Genomic DNA, 17,628 nt, shown 5'->3' with positions numbered 1-17,628 from the left:
TTTGGCGGTTGTCCGTTCACGCTGCTTCAGAGGCTTTCCCTGACCATGCTCGAACTGCGAGGCGCGCCTGCCCTTTCCGCCTTCCGTCACACCCGTCTACTGGCTGCATTACGCGAGCTGGTGCCGGAGGTGGAATCTCTTCATGCCGAGTACCTTCATCTGGCCGAGGTCGATGGTGAACTGAGCAGTTCCGATCGGACAACACTGGAGCGCCTGCTGGACTACGGCCCCAGTCGTGACGAGAGCGCTCCGGAAGGACATCTCTTCCTCGTCATCCCCCGTCTCGGCACGCTGTCTCCCTGGTCTTCCAAGGCCACGGATATCGCCGCCAACTGCGGCCTGCCGCAAGTCCGCCGCCTCGAGCGTGGCATCGCCTACCGCATCAAGCTGGACGCGCCCCTGAGCGAAGAGCTCTTCGCCACGCTGTCCTCCCGACTGCACGACCGCATGACCGAGACGGTATTGACCCGTACTCAGGACGCGGCACGTCTGTTCCAGCATCAGGCACCTGCCAAGCTTGCCCATGTCGACATCCTCGGCGGTGGCCGCGAAGCCCTGGCCAAGGCCAACGGTAGCCTGGGTCTGGCGCTGGCCGATGACGAGATCGATTATCTGGTCGAGTCCTTCAAGACTCTGGGCCGCAATCCTGCCGACATCGAACTGATGATGTTCGCTCAGGCGAACTCCGAGCATTGCCGCCACAAGATCTTCAATGCGGACTGGACCATCGACGGCGAAGCGCAGTCGCACTCGCTGTTCAAGATGATCAAGAACACCTACCAGCATCATCCGGATGGCGTGCTGTCCGCCTACAGTGACAACGCCGCCGTCATGGAAGGCCCGACTGCCGGGCGTTACTTCCCGACAGGCGAAGGCCATATCTATCGCTACCATCAGGAACCGATCAACATCCTGATGAAGGTCGAGACGCACAACCACCCGACCGCCATCGCCCCCTATCCGGGCGCCGCGACCGGTGCCGGTGGCGAGATTCGTGATGAAGGCGCGACCGGTGTCGGCTCCAAGCCGAAAGCGGGTCTGACCGGCTTCAGCGTCTCCAACCTGCGTATCCCGGGCTTCGAACAGCCGTGGGAGCACGACTACGGCAAGCCGGAGCGCATCAAGACCGCCTACGACATCATGCTCGAAGGCCCGATCGGTGGCGCTGCGTTCAACAACGAATTCGGCCGTCCCAACCTCAACGGCTACTTCCGTACCTACGAGCAGGATGCCTTCGGTGCCGGCGGCATCGAGCGTCGCGGCTATCACAAGCCGATCATGCTCGCCGGCGGTTACGGCAACATCCGCAGCCAGCACGTCGAGAAGGGCGATATTCCGGTCGGCGCCAAGCTGATCGTGATGGGCGGCCCGGCGATGCTGATCGGTCTGGGCGGCGGTGCTGCCTCTTCCATGGCCTCCGGCAGCTCCAGCGAAGACCTCGATTTCGCCTCCGTGCAGCGTGACAATGCCGAGATGGAGCGTCGCGTGCAGGAAGTCATCGATCGCTGCTGGGCACTGGATGACAAGAACCCGATCTGCTTCATCCACGACGTCGGCGCGGGCGGTCTGTCCAACGCACTGCCGGAGCTGGTCAAGGATGGCGGTCGCGGTGGCCTGTTCGACCTGCGCGCCGTGCCGAGCGCCGAATCCGGCATGAGCCCGCTGGAGATCTGGTGCAACGAATCCCAGGAACGCTACGTACTGGCGGTGGCACCGGAGAATCTGGCCACCTTCGAAGCCCTGTGTGAGCGTGAGCGTTGCCTGTACGCCGTGGTCGGTGAAGCCCTCGAGGAGCACGAACTGGTCGTCAAGGATGGTCACTTCGATACGCGTCCGGTCGATCTGCCGATGGACGTGCTGTTCGGCAAGCCGCCCAAGATGTCACGCAGCTTCGAGCGCCAGACGCTGGAGCTGCCAGCGCTGGGTCTCGACAACCTCGACCCGCGCGAAGCGATGACCCGTGTGCTGCAGCTGCCCACCGTCGCCTCCAAGAAATTCCTGATCACCATCGGCGACCGCTCGATCACCGGCATGGTCGCGCGCGACCAGATGGTCGGTCCGTGGCAGGTGCCGGTGGCTGATTGCGCCGTCACCACCAGCTCCCTCGACAGCCATGTCGGTGAAGCGATGGCGATGGGCGAGCGTACGCCGGTCGCGCTGATCTCGCCGGCGGCGTCCGCGCGTCTGGCCGTGGCCGAGGTGATCACCAACCTGGCCGCCGCGCCGATCGCCAAGCTGTCTGACATCAAGCTGTCCGCCAACTGGATGAGCGCTGCCGATCACACCGGCGAGAATCAGGCGCTCTACGAGGCCGTCCACGCCGTCGGCATGGAACTGTGCCCAGCGCTGGACCTGACCATTCCGGTCGGCAAGGACTCCATGTCCATGCGCACCGCCTGGCAGGACGAGAACGGTGAAGACAAGTCGATCACCGCGCCGCTGTCGCTGGTGATGACAGGCTTCGCGCCGGTCACCGATGCCATGCGTACTCTCACGCCGCAGCTGCGCCGCACGCTGAATGGCGAGGCCGTGGAAACGGACCTGATCCTGATCGATCTCGGCCATGGCGCTCACCGCCTCGGTGGCTCCGCGCTGGCGCAGGTCTATGGTCAGGTCGGCAACGAAGCGCCGGATCTTGCCAAGCCTGAAGACCTCAAGCACTTCTTCGAGGCCATCCAGCGCTTCAACGTCGAAGGCAAGCTGCTGGCCTATCACGACCGCAGCGACGGTGGTCTGTTGACCACCTTGATGGAAATGTCCTTCGCGGGGCGTGTCGGTCTCGACATCTCCCTCGACTGGACCGCCGCCGAGCCGGGTCAGGCCACCGGCGCGCTGTTCGCCGAAGAACTGGGTGCCGTGGTGCAGGTGCGTCGCGAACATACCGAGTCGATCCTCGCCGAGCTCAAGGCCGTGGGCCTCGAGCACAGTGGCGTGATCGCCACGCCGCGTGCCGATGAGCAGATCAACATCACGCTGCTGGGCCAGAACCTGCTCTCCACCACCCGCGCCAGTGCCGAGCGCCTGTGGGCCGAGACCAGCTATCGCATGCAGGCCGCGCGTGACAACGCCGATTGCGCCAAGAGCGAATTCGAGTCCATCAACGACGTGCGTGACCCGGGCCTGACCGCCCAGGCCACCTTCGACGTCAACGACGACATCGCCGCGCCGTACCTGAACACCGGTGCACGTCCGCGCATGGCGATCCTGCGCGAGCAGGGCGTCAATGGTCAGCTCGAGATGGCGGCAAGCTTCGACCGTGCCGGTTTCGAGGCTGTCGATGTCCACATGAGCGATATCCTCGAAGGGCGTGTCGATCTGGACACCATGCGGGGTCTGGTCGCCTGTGGCGGCTTCTCCTACGGTGACGTGCTGGGCGCCGGCGGTGGCTGGGCCAAGTCGGTGCTGTTCAATGCGCGTGCGCGTGAACAGTTCGAGCGCTTCTTCAATCGTGATGACAGCTTCGCGCTGGGCGTCTGCAACGGTTGCCAGATGCTCTCCCAGCTCAAGGAGCTGATTCCGGGTGCCGAGGCCTGGCCGCGCTTCGTGCGCAATGAGTCCGAGCAGTTCGAGGCGCGTGTCGCGATGGTCGAAGTCGAGAAGAGCGCCTCGCTGTTCCTCGATGGCATGGAAGGCTCGCGCCTGCCGATCGCCATCGCGCATGGCGAAGGGCGTGCCGAGTTCCGCGACAGCGCTCACCTGCGCAAGATGCAGAGCAGCGGCCAGGTCGCGCTGCGTTACGTCGACAACTACGGCCAGACCACCACGCGTTATCCGGCCAACCCGAACGGTTCGCCGTCCGGCATCACCGGTCTGACCACCGATGATGGTCGCGTGACCATCATGATGCCGCACCCGGAGCGCGTGGCGCGTGCCGTCACCAACTCCTGGCGTCCGGACGACTGGCAGCAGGATGGCGCCTGGTTGCGCATGTTCCGCAATGCCCGTCGCTGGGTTGACTGAGCGACGTGACGCGCCAGCGACTCGGCTTCCTCGGTTGATGAGGCTGGCGCACGCCACCAGTGGCGAAATGCAGTAACGGGAGACGCCTTCGTGGTTCACGCCACGAGGGCGTCTTCTTGTTTACAGACATGCTGAGAGCACCGTGGTGCGACTGGCTCAACAGCGGATTCCACCGTTGAGCAGGACACTCGGCCCGGCATGCGGCAGGCTGGCGTCATCGTGATGTCGCCATCGCTATCGATGATGATGCCTGCCTGACAGGCATGGTGTGTTCCGTGGCCGCTGCACTGGACGCAACTCTTGATCACAACCCCTGGCCACAACTCTTGATCGCAACCCCAGACCCTCCCACAACGACAGCCCTGACATTGCTGTTCGCTGGCAAAGGAAGCTTTGATGAAACTGAAATGGTCGCTGTTACCTCGCTACTCCGTCTTCGGGCTCTGTGTCCTCGGCTTGCTGGTCTGCCTGGGGCTGTCGGAGCTGACGCCCTGGATATGGCCGCTGACGCTGCTGATGGCCTTTCTGGTCGCCGTCGGCATCTACGACATGCAGCAGCCGGATTACGCCGTGCGTCGCAACTATCCGGTGATCGGCAACATGCGCTACCTGTTCAAGGCGCTGCGTCCGGAAATGCGTCAGTACCTGTTCGAGTCGGACACCGATCAGCTGCCGTTTTCCCACAAGCAGCGCGAGCTGGTCTATGCGCGTGGCCGTCAGCACAATTCCTCCCAGCCGTTCGGCACCTTGCTCGATGTCTATTCCGACAGCTATGAGTTCATCGGCCACTCCATGCAGACCTCGAGCGTGCCGGACCCCAAGGGCTTTCGTCTCAACGTCGGCAACTCCCAGTGCTCGCATCCCTACAATGCCTCGCTGTTCAATATCTCGGCGATGAGCTTTGGCTCCTTGAGTGCCAACGCCATCCGCGCCCTGAACAAGGGCGCCAGGCTGGGCAACTTCGCCCATGACACCGGCGAAGGTAGCATCAGCCCCTATCACCGCGAATTCGGGGGCGATCTGATCTGGGAGTTGGGCAGTGGCTACTTCGGCTGCCGCGACGAGGAAGGGCGCTTCGATGGCGAGAAGTTCGCCCGTCAGGCGGCCAGCGAGCAGGTCAAGATGATCGAGATCAAGCTCAGCCAGGGCGCCAAGCCCGGCCACGGGGGCGTCTTGCCGGCCAGCAAGATCAGCGAGGAAATCGCCGAGACGCGCGGGATTCCGATGGGCAAGGACTGCATCTCGCCCTCCAACCATGGTGAGTTCTCCACACCGCTTGAGCTGTTGAGTTTCATCCAGCGCCTGCGCGAGCTGTCGGGTGGCAAGCCGGTGGGCTTGAAGCTGTGCCTCGGTCAGCCGTGGGAGTTCATGGCCATCGTCAAGGCGATGCTCGAGACCGGGATCGTGCCCGATTTCATCGTCGTCGATGGCAGTGAGGGCGGTACCGGCGCCGCACCGACCGAATTCACCGATCACCTCGGCACCCCGCTGCGTGAAGGGCTGCAGTTCGTCCACAACTCGCTGGTGGGCGCAGGGCTGCGTGATGAGGTGCGCATCGGGGTCAGCGGCAAGATCATCAGCGCCTTCGATATCGCCTGCGTGATGGCACTGGGCGCGGACTGGGTCAATGCCGCACGCGGTTACATGTTCGCGTTGGGCTGCATCCAGTCACTGAGCTGTCACACCAACAAGTGCCCGACGGGGATCGCTACCCAGGATGATCTGCGCCAGAAATCGCTGGTCGTGGAAGACAAGGCCGATCAGGTGCGTCACTTCCATCACAACACCCTGCATGCGCTGGCCGAGATCCTGTCGGCGGCGGGCCTGCATACGCCCTGGCAGATCACCCCGGACCACCTGGTGCATCGTGTCTCCGAGAATGAGGTCAAGCTGTTCTCGCACCTGCATCCCTTCCTGACCAAGGGCGCACTGCTGACGCAAGGGGACGACTATCCCTTCTATCGTCGTGTCTGGGCGATGGCCCAGGCCGAGAGCTTCCAGCCGCGATCGCTGTCGGAGGTCTCGGGCGCCAAGCGCGAGTAGACAATCGTCACCTCTGCGACCAAACGACCGTTCAACAACCGGGCGCAGGCAGTCACACTGAGACGTAGCGAGTCATGCCCGCGGGCAGCTCGACGAACGCAGTGTGGTTGCCTGCGCCTTTTGGGTTTATCACTGGATGAGTGCCATCGCTCGGCACTGTCGTGAAATCGTTCGAGCGCGTGCTTGCTCGTTATCCTTCGCAGGGAGACCGCCATGTCTGACGCTACCCACCTCACGCCTGAACGTTATGTGACCCTCTCGATCAGTGAGCATGTCGCCGACGTGCGCCTCAATCGCCCTGACAAGCACAACGGCATCGACTGGAAGATGATCGATGCCCTGCTGGCGGTACAGCAGGAGTTGCATGCCCGCGCCCGGGAATCAGGCCTGCGCGCCATCGTGCTGTCGGGCGAGGGGCCCAGTTTCTGTGCGGGGCTGGATATCGCCGCCATCATGGGCGACGCCGCCCGCGTGCCGCAGTTGCTGGTCGCGGGGGCCAATGGCTGTGCACCGCAGCGCAATACCGTGCAGCAGCTGGCGCTGGGTTGGCGAGATATCGGGGTGCCGGTCATCACCGCCTTGCATGGCAACGTCTTCGGTGGCGGCCTGCAGATCGCGCTGGGGGCGGACATCCGGCTGTGTGATCCTGATGCGCGCCTGGCGGTGCTCGAGATCGACTGGGGCATCATTCCGGACATGGGCATCAGCGTCACCGCGCGTGGCGTACGACCGGACTGGCTGCACGAGCTGACGTGGAGCGGACGCAAGGTCGAGGCCAACGAGGCGCAGAGCGCCGGCCTGGTCACGCGCATCATCTCCAGCCCGCAGGAGGAGGCGTTGGCCCTGGCGCGCCAGATTGCCGGGCGCTCTCCCAGTGCCATCCGCGCCATCACGCGTCTCTATGACGAGGCCCTCGCTGCGCCGGAAGCCGAGGCACTGGCGCTTGAGGCAGAGCTGCAGTCCTCGCTGCTGGGGCGTGCGGAGCAGACCGAGTGCATCAAGGCCAAGCTCGAGGGACGCGCGCCGCGCTTCTGATCCTGACGGGTCAAGACTGACGGGCTCAGGTTATCCACACCCACTTTGCCGCTGCAGTCGCTGATGCGGATAATGGGGGCATTGTCCCTTCCTGCGATTCGGCGGCCCCTTGATGTCAATGTTCCTGTCAGCCATCACTTCCCTGTCAGCCCTCACGTCCCTGTCAGCCATCACTTCCCTGGGCCTGCCTGCCGGCAGCGCTCCCACTCATGTGTCTTGCTGGGCGGCGCTGCATGTTTGAGCTGCGTCCGTATCAGCAGGAGGCCGTGCGGCGTACCGTCGAGCACTTTCGCCGCAGTGATGAGGCGGCGGTGATCGTGCTGCCCACCGGCAGCGGCAAGTCATTGGTGATCGCGGAGCTTGCGCGTATCGCGCGTGGCCGTGTGCTGGTGCTGGCGCATGTGCGCGAGCTGGTCGAGCAGAACCACGCCAAGTACGAATCCTATGGCAAGGACGCCGACATCTTCAGTGCCGGCCTCAAGCGCAAGCAGGCCTCGCGTCAGGTGGTGTTCGGCTCGGTGCAGTCAGTGGTGCGCAATCTTGATGCCTTCACGCCGGCTGAGCCGACGACTGATGCTCAGGCGGCGCCCTTCACGCTGCTGGTGATCGATGAGTGTCACCGGGTCTCGCTGGAGAAGGACGCCAGCTATCGCAAGGTCATCAATCATCTGCGCGAGCACAATCCGCGCCTCAAGGTGCTGGGACTGACGGCGACGCCGTATCGTCTCGGTCAGGGCTTCATCTTCCATCGTCACTATCACGGCATGGTGCGCGGGGATGACGACTGCTTCTTCCGTGATTGCGTCTTCGAGCAGCCACTGCGCCTGATGGTGCGGCAGGGCTTTCTGAGTGAGCCGCGGCGCGTCGATGTCGCGGTGGCACGCTATGACTTCTCGCAGCTGGCACCCGGTATCGGCGGCAGCTTCCAGGAGGCGGAGCTCAACGAGGTGGTGCAGGGCTCGCGCGCGACGCCGGGCATCGTGCTGGATATCGTCGCCCAGGCACGCGAGCGGCGCGGTGTGATGGTGTTCTGTTCCACCGTCGAGCATGCCGAGGAAGTCACCGCACTCCTGCCTGACGGCGAGGCGGCGCTGATCACCGGCGAGACGCCCGGCGAGGAGCGCGAGCGGCTGATCAATGCCTTCAAGGCCCAGCAGCTCAAGTATCTGGTCAATGTCGCGGTGCTCACCACCGGCTTCGATGCGCCGCATGTCGATCTGATCGCCATCCTGCGGCCCACCGAATCCGTCAGTCTCTATCAGCAGATCGTCGGGCGCGGCCTGCGTCTGAGCCCCGGCAAGACGGACTGTCTGATTCTCGACTACGCCGGCAATCCCTGGGACCTCTACGCGCCGGAGGTGGCGACGCCGAAGCCGGCCGGCGACACCGAGATCGTCCAGGTCGAGTGCCCGGTATGCGGCAATGCCAATCTGTTCTGGGGACGCAAGGATGGTGAGCTGGTGGTCGAGCACTTCGGGCGCCGGTGTCAGGGGCTGGTCGAGTCACCGGAGGGCGAGGGCAGGCCGCTGGTGCAGTGCGACTTTCGCTATCGCGCCAAGGCCTGCCCGCAGTGTGGCGAGGCCAATGACATCGCCGCCCGCCATTGTCATGCCTGTCAGGCGCGACTGGTCGATCCGGATGACAAGCTGCGCGATGCGCTCAAGCTGCGTGATGCGCGGGTGCTGCGCGTCAGCGGCTGGCAGCTGGAGGAGGCGCGCAACGGGCGCGGCCTGCCACGCTTGAAGGTGACCTATTACGACGAGGATGGCACCGATCTGTCCGAGTGGTTCGCGCTCGAGACCTCTGCTCAGCGTCACGCCTTCCGCTTGAGCTTCCTCGCGCGTCATCTGCGCGCGCCGGGCAGTGACTGGGCGCCGAAGGACATCGCCGAGGTGCTGGCAGGCGAGGAGCGTCTCAAGGCGCCGGACTTCGTCATCGGGCGCAAGAGCGGGCGTTACTGGCAGATCCGCGACAAGCTGTTCGACTACGCCGGGCGCTATCGCACCGGTATCGCCGCCGGCTGAGCGGCGCGCTGGCCGCTGCGTGATCCGGTCGCGTGGCGCATGTTGTCAGGGACACGACGTCGCGGGGATGCTGAGCGGGGCCTCGGGTTGCTAGACTGGCGGCTTCATACGCCTCAGGGAGAACTCACAAGGTGAGTGCCACCGATACCTCGGCCAGGCTGGTGTCCGGCTTACGCCCCACCGGACACCTGCAACTCGGACACTATCAATCAGTGATCCGGCGCTGGACCGAGCTGCAATACCATCACGATGCCTATTTTCTGGTCGCCGACTGGAACGCGTTGGCGGTCAGCGGTCACGCGCCTCACGAGATCGAGCAATACAGCTGGGCGATGGTGATCGACTGTCTCGCCTGTGGGGTCAACCCCAAGGTCGCTACCCTGTTCATCCAGTCGTGGGTGCCGGAGCTGACCGATGTGCACATGATCCTGGCCAGCGTCACGCCCAAGGCCTGGCTGGAGCGTCTGCCCAGCTACCGCGAGATGGTCGCCGGGCTCGGTGAGCAGCAGGGTGCCAGCCTGGCCATGCTCGGTGCGCCCCTGATGCAGGCGGCCGACATTCTGGCGCTGCGGGGGCAGGTGGTGCCCGCCGGCCCCGAGCAGCGTGCGCATATCGAGTTCACCCGTGAGGTCGCCCGACGCTTCAATCATCGCTATGGCCGCGATGCCGGCTTCGAGGAGCAGGCCGAGCGCGCCATCGCGCGCCTGGGCAAGAAGAGCGGTCGCCTGTATCGCGAATGGTTGAGCGACTATCAGGAAGAGGGCGATCTCGAAGCCTTCGAGCGCGCGCGTGGCCTGCTGGCCGAGACCAGCAAGCTCAACCGCAACCAGCAGGAGCGGCTGCTCGGCTATCTGGAAGGTGGCGGGCGGCGCATCCTCGGCGAGCCGGAACACTGGCAGGGCGAGGTCGAGCCGCTGCTGGGCATGGAGCTCAAGACACACAAGGCCGCACGGGAAGACGCCATCTTCCTGCGCAGCGGGCGCGACGATATCGCGGCCTGCGTGCGCGAGATGCCCACCGACCCTGCGCGCGTGCGCCGCAAGGACCCCGGTGACCCGCAGCGCTGCCCGCTGTGGACGCTGCATGAAAGCTTCACGCCCGCCTCGGACCGCCAGTGGGCGGAGGAGGGCTGCCGTGATGCCAGCATCGGCTGCCTGGACTGCAAGGGCTGTCTGATCGAGCATGTCGATGCAGCGCTGACGCCGATTCGTGAGCGTGCCGAGGCGCTGGAAGGGGAGCATGGCAAGGTGCGCACCATGATGACAGAAGGGGCCGAGCGGGCCCGCGACACCGTGCGTGACACCCTGGATGAGCTGCGGCGCGTGATCGGCCTGACCTATCGCTAGAGGCGGGCGGCGCCGAGCGCGGCCCCGGCGTATCACCGGCGGCGTAAAGACTTGGGGGATGGGGCGCGAGCCGCTAGAATGCCCGTCCCCCAGACCCACCTTCACCCGCCTCCTGCAGGAGATGTCATGAGCGACCTGCTCGATGGCGCCAGTTTTGCCCTCACCGATGGGCATCAGCCCGCACCTCTCGTCACGCCCCCGACGGCGGCGTCGACGGTGCTGGCGCGCGTCAACGACACCGCGCTCACCGAGATGCCGCAGGACCTCTACATCCCGCCGGAGGCGCTGCGTGTCTTTCTCGAGACCTTCGAGGGGCCGCTGGATCTGCTGCTCTACCTCATTCGTCGCCAGAACCTCGATATCCTCGCCATCAATGTCGCGGCCATCACCCATCAGTACATCGAGTATGTCGAACTGATGCACGCCATGCAGATCGATCTGGCCGGTGAATACCTGCTGATGGCCGCGATGCTGGCGGAGATCAAGTCGCGCAGCCTGCTGCCGCGTCAGCCCAAGGCGAGTGATGACGACGAGGAAGAGGACCCGCGAGCAGAGCTGATTCGCCGTCTGCAGGAATACGAGCAGACCAAGCTGGCCGCCGAAGGGCTGGATGAGATGCCGCGTCAGGGCCGCGACTGGTTCGTGGCCACGGCAGACCTGCCCGAGCTCGAGACGCGGGTGGTGCACCCTGATGTCGAGCTGTCGGAATTGCTCGGCGCGTTGTCCGGTCTCTTGCGTCAGGCGGATCTCGTCCAGGCGCACACCATCTCGCGCGAGGTGATGTCGACCCGCGAGCGCATGCTGGCGATCATGAATCTGTTGACCCATGAGCACTTCACGCCCTTCGAGAAGCTGTTCACGCTCGAGGAAGGGCGTGCCGGGGTGGTGGTCAGCTTCATGGCGATTCTGGAGCTGGCCAAGGAGTCGATGATCGAGATCGTCCAGAATGCGCCGCTGTCACCGATTCACGTGCGCGCCCGCACGCCGGAGCCGGACCCCGAGGATGACGAGGACTGGCTGGCGCTGGAATTCGCCGACGAAGACGAGGTGGCGGCCGATCAGGGGGCGTTCGATGACGCAGCGTACGATGACGCAGCGTCCGATGATGCGCAGACGTCACCTTCCTTACCCCCATCCGACGAGCAGGAGAACGCGGCGTCATGAGTTTGCGCGATGTCCCGCTGGACCAGATCATCGAAGCGGCCCTGCTGGCCGCCGGCGAGCCGCTGACGCTAGAGCGCCTGGCCGGTCTGTTCGATGAGTATTCAAGCCCGACCAGGCCTGCGCTGCGCGAGGCGTTGGGCAAGCTGGAAGCGCGTCACCCGGCCGACAAGAGCGCGCTGGAGCTGATCGAGACCGCCAGTGGCTGGCGGCTGCGCGTTCGCCAGCAGTATTCCCCCTGGGTATCGCGGCTGTGGGAAGAGCGCCCGCAACGTTATTCACGCGCCTTGCTGGAGACCCTGGCGCTGGTGGCCTATCGTCAACCGGTGACCCGCGGCGATATCGAGCAGGTGCGTGGCGTGACGGTCAGCTCCTCGATCATGCGTACCCTGGTCGAGCGCGGCTGGGTGAGAGTGGTCGGTCACCGTGATGTGCCGGGGCGTCCGGCGGTCTTCGCCACCACGCGTCAGTTCCTCGATGACTTCGGTCTCAAGACGCTGGAAGAGCTGCCGCCGGTGCATGAACTGAAAGGCTTCGAAGGACTCGAACAGCTCGAGGCAGACCTGTATGATGTGCCGCCCTCTCAGACCTTGCCGCTGCCGGACGACCCGGACGGCGAGGCGGAGGAGGCACCGGCAGACGGCGTTGATGCAGGAGCTGATCCAGAGCATGAGACAACGCCTGAGTCAGCACCTGACGCAGAGACTGGGGAAAAGACAGGGGAAAAGACTGAATCAGGCGCTGAGACAGGGCTTGAATCAGGTCTTGAGACAGGGCTTGAGACAGGTCTTGAGACCGACACTGGCACCCCGGTGCCCGACGACTGGCAACCGCCGGACGTCACCGCCGAGCAGCTGGAAGAGGCGCTGAAGATGCGCGCACTCGATACCTCCGGTGCCTCGGCTGACACACCGAACACAGCAGCACCCTCCGCCTCACAGGCGGAAAATGACCACGCCGGGATGGCGTCCACCGGCTCGGGGTTCGACTTCGCCACACTCGAAGCGCGCCTCAGCCAACGTTTGCGCGGTGCAGACGAGGATGACGACGCTGCCGATGCGCAGCCGCACGACTCCTCCGCTGCCGGGACCGTCGATGATGACGACCCTGCGTAGGCGAAACTCCTATAGATGAAATGGTTCATGTCATGAGCAAGACAGACTCTGATAAGCGCAAGACCTCTCGCCCCGGCAGCAGCCAGGCAGGCAACAAGCAGGCTGGCGGCAAGCACGCCGGTGGCAAGGCCGTGACCGGCAAGGCCTTCGCGGACAAGAACGTCGCGGACAAGCGCGCGGCAGATTCTGCCGACAAGCGTGGCGAGCAGGCCCGCCCGACCCGTGATACCGGCAAGTCCACGCGCGGTAGCAAGGCCAATGTCGGCAAGAAGCCGGCCGCCGCCGACGCGCCGGAACTGCGTCCGCTGCCGCCGCAGGCCAAGGGCGACAAGCTGGTCGAGGACGAGAAACTGCAGAAGGTGCTGGCGCGCTCCGGTCTCGGCTCCCGCCGTGAGATGGAAGTCGCCATCAGCGCCGGTCGCGTCAAGGTCAACGGCAAGGTCGCCCAGCTGGGCGATCGCGTCGGCCCGCGTGACCAGGTCAGCCTCGATGATCGTCCGCAGAGCCTGAAGGGCGCCGAAGAGACGGCGCGTCGCGTCATCATGTACAACAAGCCGGAAGGCGAGCTGTGCACGCGCAAGGACCCGGAAGGCCGCCGCACCGTCTTCGAGCGTCTGCCGCGTCTGAAGGGCGAGCGCTGGATCGCGATCGGTCGTCTCGACATCAACACCAGCGGTCTGTTGCTGTTCACCACCGATGGTGAGCTGGCCAACCGTCTGATGCACCCGTCAACCCAGATCGAGCGTGAGTACGCCGTGCGTGTCATGGGTGAGGTCAAGCGCGAGCACGTCGTCAACATGGTCAATGGCGTGATGCTCGAAGATGGCCCGGCACGTTTCACCGATGTGCAGGAATTCGGTGGCGAAGGCATCAACAGCTGGTTCCACGTCGTGATCATGGAAGGCCGCAACCGTGAGGTTCGCCGTCTGTGGGATTCCCAGGGCCTGACCGTCAGCCGTCTGAAGCGCGTGCGCTACGGCAACATCTTCCTCGACAAGCGCGCTCGCGCCGGTGAGTGGGTGGAGATGGAGCAGAGCGAGATCGATGAGCTGTCCACGCTGGCAGGTCTCGAGCATCGCAAGGCGCCGGCCCTGACGCCGGATGAGCAGAACCGCTGGAGCCGCGACAAGCAGAAGCGTCGTCCGGTGCGCGCCATGAAGAAGCCGCCGCAGCGTACGCGCAAGCCGCGCTGATGGCGCAGTCGGTGAGGGCGGCGATGCGCCGTCATTCACTGACTTGGCATAAGCTCGTGGACATGCCACAAGCTCGTGCGACCTAAGTGGTAACCCGCAAGCCCGCGCTCATCGCGGGCTTGCGTGTATCTGGCACAGGGGCTGGACCGGGCTCTGGCGCAGGCGCTGGCGCGGGCGTTTCGCGAGGTGCCAGCGGACAAGCTGGTCATTTACTTGAAGTTTTTTTGCAAAAGGCTTGCGTCGAAACGGGATCGGCGGTATCTTACGTCCCGCTTCGCAAGGGTCGTTAGCTCAGTGGTAGAGCAGTTGGCTTTTAACCAATTGGTCGAAGGTTCGAATCCCTCACGACCCACCATTCTCTGGAATGGTCTCTTGCAAAGCACCCGGCGGCGGGTCGTTAGCTCAGTGGTAGAGCAGTTGGCTTTTAACCAATTGGTCGAAGGTTCGAATCCCTCACGACCCACCATCCGCCACCCAGTTTTGGGTCGTTAGCTCAGTGGTAGAGCAGTTGGCTTTTAACCAATTGGTCGAAGGTTCGAATCCCTCACGACCCACCAGATCTTGCCCCGTGCCTTCATTGGCGCGGGGCAATTTTTGTTACGCGAAAGGAAAGAGTCCGTTGCCCCCAAGTCGACTGGAGCCGTGATCGCGCTAGGCGTATCCTTGTGGGCGAGCCAAGGCTCTTGTCCGCCCAGTGCGGACGACGCTGCGGGCGATAGACGCCCAAGGCACACGCCGCAGTCTGGGGAGCCCAGCTGCAGCGCTGGCAGGGCCGCCACGGGCCGTTCGTGTCCGGGCCGAGTCCTGACCCACTCAGCACAGGGGGAGCCCCTGTGGGCTAGGTGAGAGACACATGAACAGCCTGACTAATGCCATGCCGGGTCGTGAGGCCCACAATGCCGTCCGTGAGCAGGTGCGCGAGCATCTGGCCCGCGCTTACTGCCCGACACGCCCCGCCGCCGAAGATGCCGCGCTGATCGATGAGATCAAGCAGCTGCTCATCGAGCGTGATGCCGCACTGGTCGCGCATTACTACTGTGACGACGCCATCCAGCAGCTGGCCGAGGAAACCGGCGGCTGCGTGGCCGACTCGCTCGAGATGGCACGTTTCGGTGCCCGCCATGATGCCTCGACGCTGATCGTCGCCGGCGTGCGCTTCATGGGTGAGACTTCCAAGATCCTGTCGCCGGAGAAGCGCGTGCTGATGCCGACGCTGGAGGCGACCTGCTCGCTGGACCTCGGCTGCCCGGAAGACGAATTCGCGGCCTTTTGTGATGCTCATCCCGACCGCACCGTGGTGGTGTACGCCAATACCTCGGCGGCCGTGAAGGCGCGCGCCGACTGGGTGGTGACCTCCTCGATCGCCGTCGATGTCATCGAGCACCTGCACGCCCGGGGCGAGAAGCTGATCTGGGCGCCGGACAAGCATCTGGGCGCCTACGTGCAGAAGCAGACCGGTGCCGACATGCTGCTGTGGGACGGCGCCTGTATCGTCCACGACGAGTTCCGTGCCCAGGGCGTCAGTGACCTGCTCAAGGTCTACCCGGACGCCGCGGTGCTGGTGCACCCTGAATCACCGCAGTCGGTGGTCGAGCTGGCCGATGTGGTCGGTTCCACCTCGCAGCTGATCAAGGCCGCCGTCGAGCTCGACAATCAGCAGCTGATCGTCGCGACCGATCGTGGCATCTTCTTCAAGATGCAGCAGGCCGCGCCGCACAAGCAGCTGTACGAGGCGCCGACCGCCGGCAATGGCGCGACCTGCAAGAGCTGTGCGCACTGCCCGTGGATGGCGATGAACGGCCTGGAGAATCTGGCCGCCGTGCTGCGTCGCGATCCGTCGCAAGCCAATGCCGAGGAAGTCTTCGTCGATGATGACCTGCGTGAGCGCGCCCTGAAGCCGTTGACGCGGATGCTGGAATTCAATCGCGGCTGAGGGCTGACGCTGATCGCCACCGTTTGATGTCTGCATGAACCAGAACCGCCGCTCCCGATTCCTCGGGGCGGCGGTTTTTGTTTGCCTGGTGCTGCGAGAGGGAGCGTGCCTCAGAACTCCTCGATGGCGTTGCGATAGCGCTTGAAGTCCTCCCGGCGTGAACTGATACGGTTGGCCATGCTGAAGTCGCCGTTCTTGCGCGCGGCCTCGTCGGCCAGCTTGAGCTGAGCGAAGGCCTTGTCCATGCGGCCCTCCAGCTGGTCGAATTCGGCGCGATACAGGAAGGCTTCGGCGGTGTGGCCGCTGCGCCCACTGGCTTCGGAGGCCAGGCTCCAGACCTTGGGGTCATCGGGATGATCGCGGCGCATGTCTTCCAGCTGCTGGCGCGCGGCGGCGGGGTCCTGTTGCAGCGCGACTTCCGCCATGGCCAGCCGGGTCGGCAGGTAGTCGGGTTGCAGGCGCAGCAGGCGTCTGGCGCGGCGGGTCGCCTCCTCATAACGCCGGGCATCCCGCGCGACCTCGACCGCGCTGGCGCTGATCAGGGTCAGGTCAGGATGCTTGTCATGCAGGCGATCCAGCGCGGCCAGTGCCTTGTCGACCTGGTTGTGCTCCGCCGCGGCCAGCGCCTGGTAGTAGGCAATCGCGTCAGGGTCGGGGTTGTCTTCGCGCAGTGTCGTCAGCCCCTGCTCGGGCTGGCGCAGGTTGAGCGCCAGCAGGGCGCGGGCACGGATCATCGTGTAGGCGAGCTGCGCGAGCGGGTCGGGTGCCACCTTCTGCATGGCGTCGGCACGCGCCTGGGTGTCGCCGATACGCGCCTCGGTCACCGGGTGCGTGAGCAGAAATTCCGGTGCATTGCCGCCCTGCAGGCTGGCCATGCGTTGCATGGCGCGGAACATGCGCGGCATGGCTTCGGGGTCGAAGCCGGCGCGTGACAGTGCATCGATGCCGACGCGGTCAGCCTCCTGCTCGAAGCGACGCGAATAGGCCAGCTGATCGGAAATGGCAGCGGCCTGGGTGCCGGCCATGGTCGCGATGCCCGCTGAACCGCCTCCGCCCGCCGCGATCACCATGCCGGCGAGGAAGCCGGCCAGCGTCGGCAGGCGTGTCTCGGCCTGGCGCTCCATGTTGCGCGCGAAGTGATGCTGGGAGAGGTGGCCCAGTTCGTGGGCGAGCACCGAGGCGAAGGCGTCGCGGTCCGGCGCGAAGGCGAACAGCCCCGTATTGACGCCGACCACGCCGCCGGGCACGGCGAAGGCATTCAGCTGGCTGCTGGCGACCAGCGTGATGATGAAATTGCGCTCATCCAGCTCGCTCCACGGCGCCAGTTGACGCACGATGCTACCGATCCAGTCCAGAGTGATGGGATCATCCCATTCACGCACATGGGCGCGGAACTGACGCAGCCAGGCGCGACCGATACGATATTCATCGTTGCTGGAGATGCCGCCACTCGCACTCCCCAGGTCCGGCAGTCCATAGTCGTTGTGGGATGCAGCCGGCGCACTGGCGACCGGCGCGCCCATCAGCAACAGGCCGAGCAAGGCGCTCGACAGGGTGGCAAGCCCGCGGCGTCCGATGCGGACGCGTCCGCTCAAGGGGGGCAGCAACGACATGCAGGCAATCCTCTTCGGTATGGCGCAAGGTGCGGTCGGCTCGCAGGATTGCCGGGCGCCGCACTGGCGTTGACGGCCCTGCGTGAGCCCGGGCAAGACGCAGCCGCGCAGGGCGGAAAGTTGCTTTGTCAGGCAAGGTGCCCTTAAATCGGGGCGTTTTCAAGCTGCACCCTCCATGGCGTGCGGCAGAACATCATAACGAGAA

The 17,628-nt window shown here is 64.8% G+C and carries 10 protein-coding genes and 3 tRNA genes; 12 read left to right on the top strand and 1 reads right to left on the bottom strand.

The genetic code is table 11. From position 1 onward, the window contains the following. Positions 1-45 precede the first annotated feature (45 nt). From purL to nadA, 12 genes are all read left to right on the top strand, one after another. Positions 46-3,960: a phosphoribosylformylglycinamidine synthase gene (purL, locus tag HA399_RS14855; protein ID WP_404325395.1), complete on the top strand. Its 3,915-nt coding sequence runs from the start codon at positions 46-48 to the stop codon at positions 3,958-3,960. Positions 3,961-4,356: 396 nt separating this feature from the next. Further along, positions 4,357-6,003, top strand: coding sequence for an FMN-binding glutamate synthase family protein (locus HA399_RS14850; RefSeq protein ID WP_404325394.1), 1,647 nt, complete (start codon positions 4,357-4,359; stop codon positions 6,001-6,003). A gap of 213 nt (positions 6,004-6,216) precedes the next feature. Further along, positions 6,217-7,038 carry a crotonase/enoyl-CoA hydratase family protein gene (locus HA399_RS14845; RefSeq protein WP_404325393.1) on the top strand — a complete coding sequence of 274 codons (822 nt, stop codon included), beginning with the start codon at positions 6,217-6,219 and terminating at the stop codon, positions 7,036-7,038. 233 nt (positions 7,039-7,271) lie between these two features. Further along, positions 7,272-9,062 carry a DEAD/DEAH box helicase gene (locus tag HA399_RS14840; protein ID WP_284727265.1) on the top strand — a complete coding sequence of 597 codons (1,791 nt, stop codon included), beginning with the start codon at positions 7,272-7,274 and terminating at the stop codon, positions 9,060-9,062. Positions 9,063-9,193: 131 nt separating this feature from the next. Further along, positions 9,194-10,408 carry a hypothetical protein gene (locus tag HA399_RS14835; RefSeq protein WP_043336371.1) on the top strand — a complete coding sequence of 405 codons (1,215 nt, stop codon included), beginning with the start codon at positions 9,194-9,196 and terminating at the stop codon, positions 10,406-10,408. Between the two features lie 126 nt (positions 10,409-10,534). Then, positions 10,535-11,572, top strand: coding sequence for a segregation and condensation protein A (locus tag HA399_RS14830; RefSeq protein WP_404325392.1), 1,038 nt, complete (start codon positions 10,535-10,537; stop codon positions 11,570-11,572). Beyond that, positions 11,569-12,684: an SMC-Scp complex subunit ScpB gene (gene scpB / locus HA399_RS14825; protein WP_404325391.1), complete on the top strand. Its 1,116-nt coding sequence runs from the start codon at positions 11,569-11,571 to the stop codon at positions 12,682-12,684. Before HA399_RS14830 ends, scpB begins: the two co-directional genes overlap by 4 nt. A gap of 332 nt (positions 12,685-13,016) precedes the next feature. Then, entirely contained in the window at positions 13,017-13,877 is an 861-nt protein-coding gene (gene rluB, locus HA399_RS14820) for a 23S rRNA pseudouridine(2605) synthase RluB (RefSeq protein WP_043336411.1), read from the top strand. A 280-nt stretch (positions 13,878-14,157) separates the two neighbouring features. Next, positions 14,158-14,232: transfer RNA gene (locus HA399_RS14815), tRNA-Lys, on the top strand. Positions 14,233-14,268: 36 nt separating this feature from the next. Beyond that, positions 14,269-14,343 (top strand) — tRNA-Lys (locus HA399_RS14810). Between the two features lie 16 nt (positions 14,344-14,359). Continuing rightward, positions 14,360-14,434, top strand: a tRNA-Lys gene (locus HA399_RS14805). A 296-nt stretch (positions 14,435-14,730) separates the two neighbouring features. Continuing rightward, positions 14,731-15,810 (top strand): quinolinate synthase NadA, encoded by a 1,080-nt coding sequence (gene nadA, locus HA399_RS14800; RefSeq protein ID WP_404325390.1) that lies wholly within the window; start codon positions 14,731-14,733, stop codon positions 15,808-15,810. Positions 15,811-15,920: 110 nt separating this feature from the next. On the opposite strand, the gene HA399_RS14795 is transcribed toward nadA, so the two are convergent. Next, complete coding sequence (locus HA399_RS14795; protein WP_404325389.1) at positions 15,921-17,423, bottom strand: M48 family metalloprotease; 1,503 nt, start codon at positions 17,421-17,423, stop codon at positions 15,921-15,923. Positions 17,424-17,628 lie beyond the last annotated feature (205 nt).

The organism is Cobetia sp. UIB-001, from assembly GCF_044789135.1.
In the GTDB taxonomy this organism is placed as follows: domain Bacteria; phylum Pseudomonadota; class Gammaproteobacteria; order Pseudomonadales; family Halomonadaceae; genus Cobetia; species Cobetia amphilecti.
Note: the sequence above shows the minus strand (reverse complement) of the source record. Positions and strands in the feature narration are given on the sequence as shown.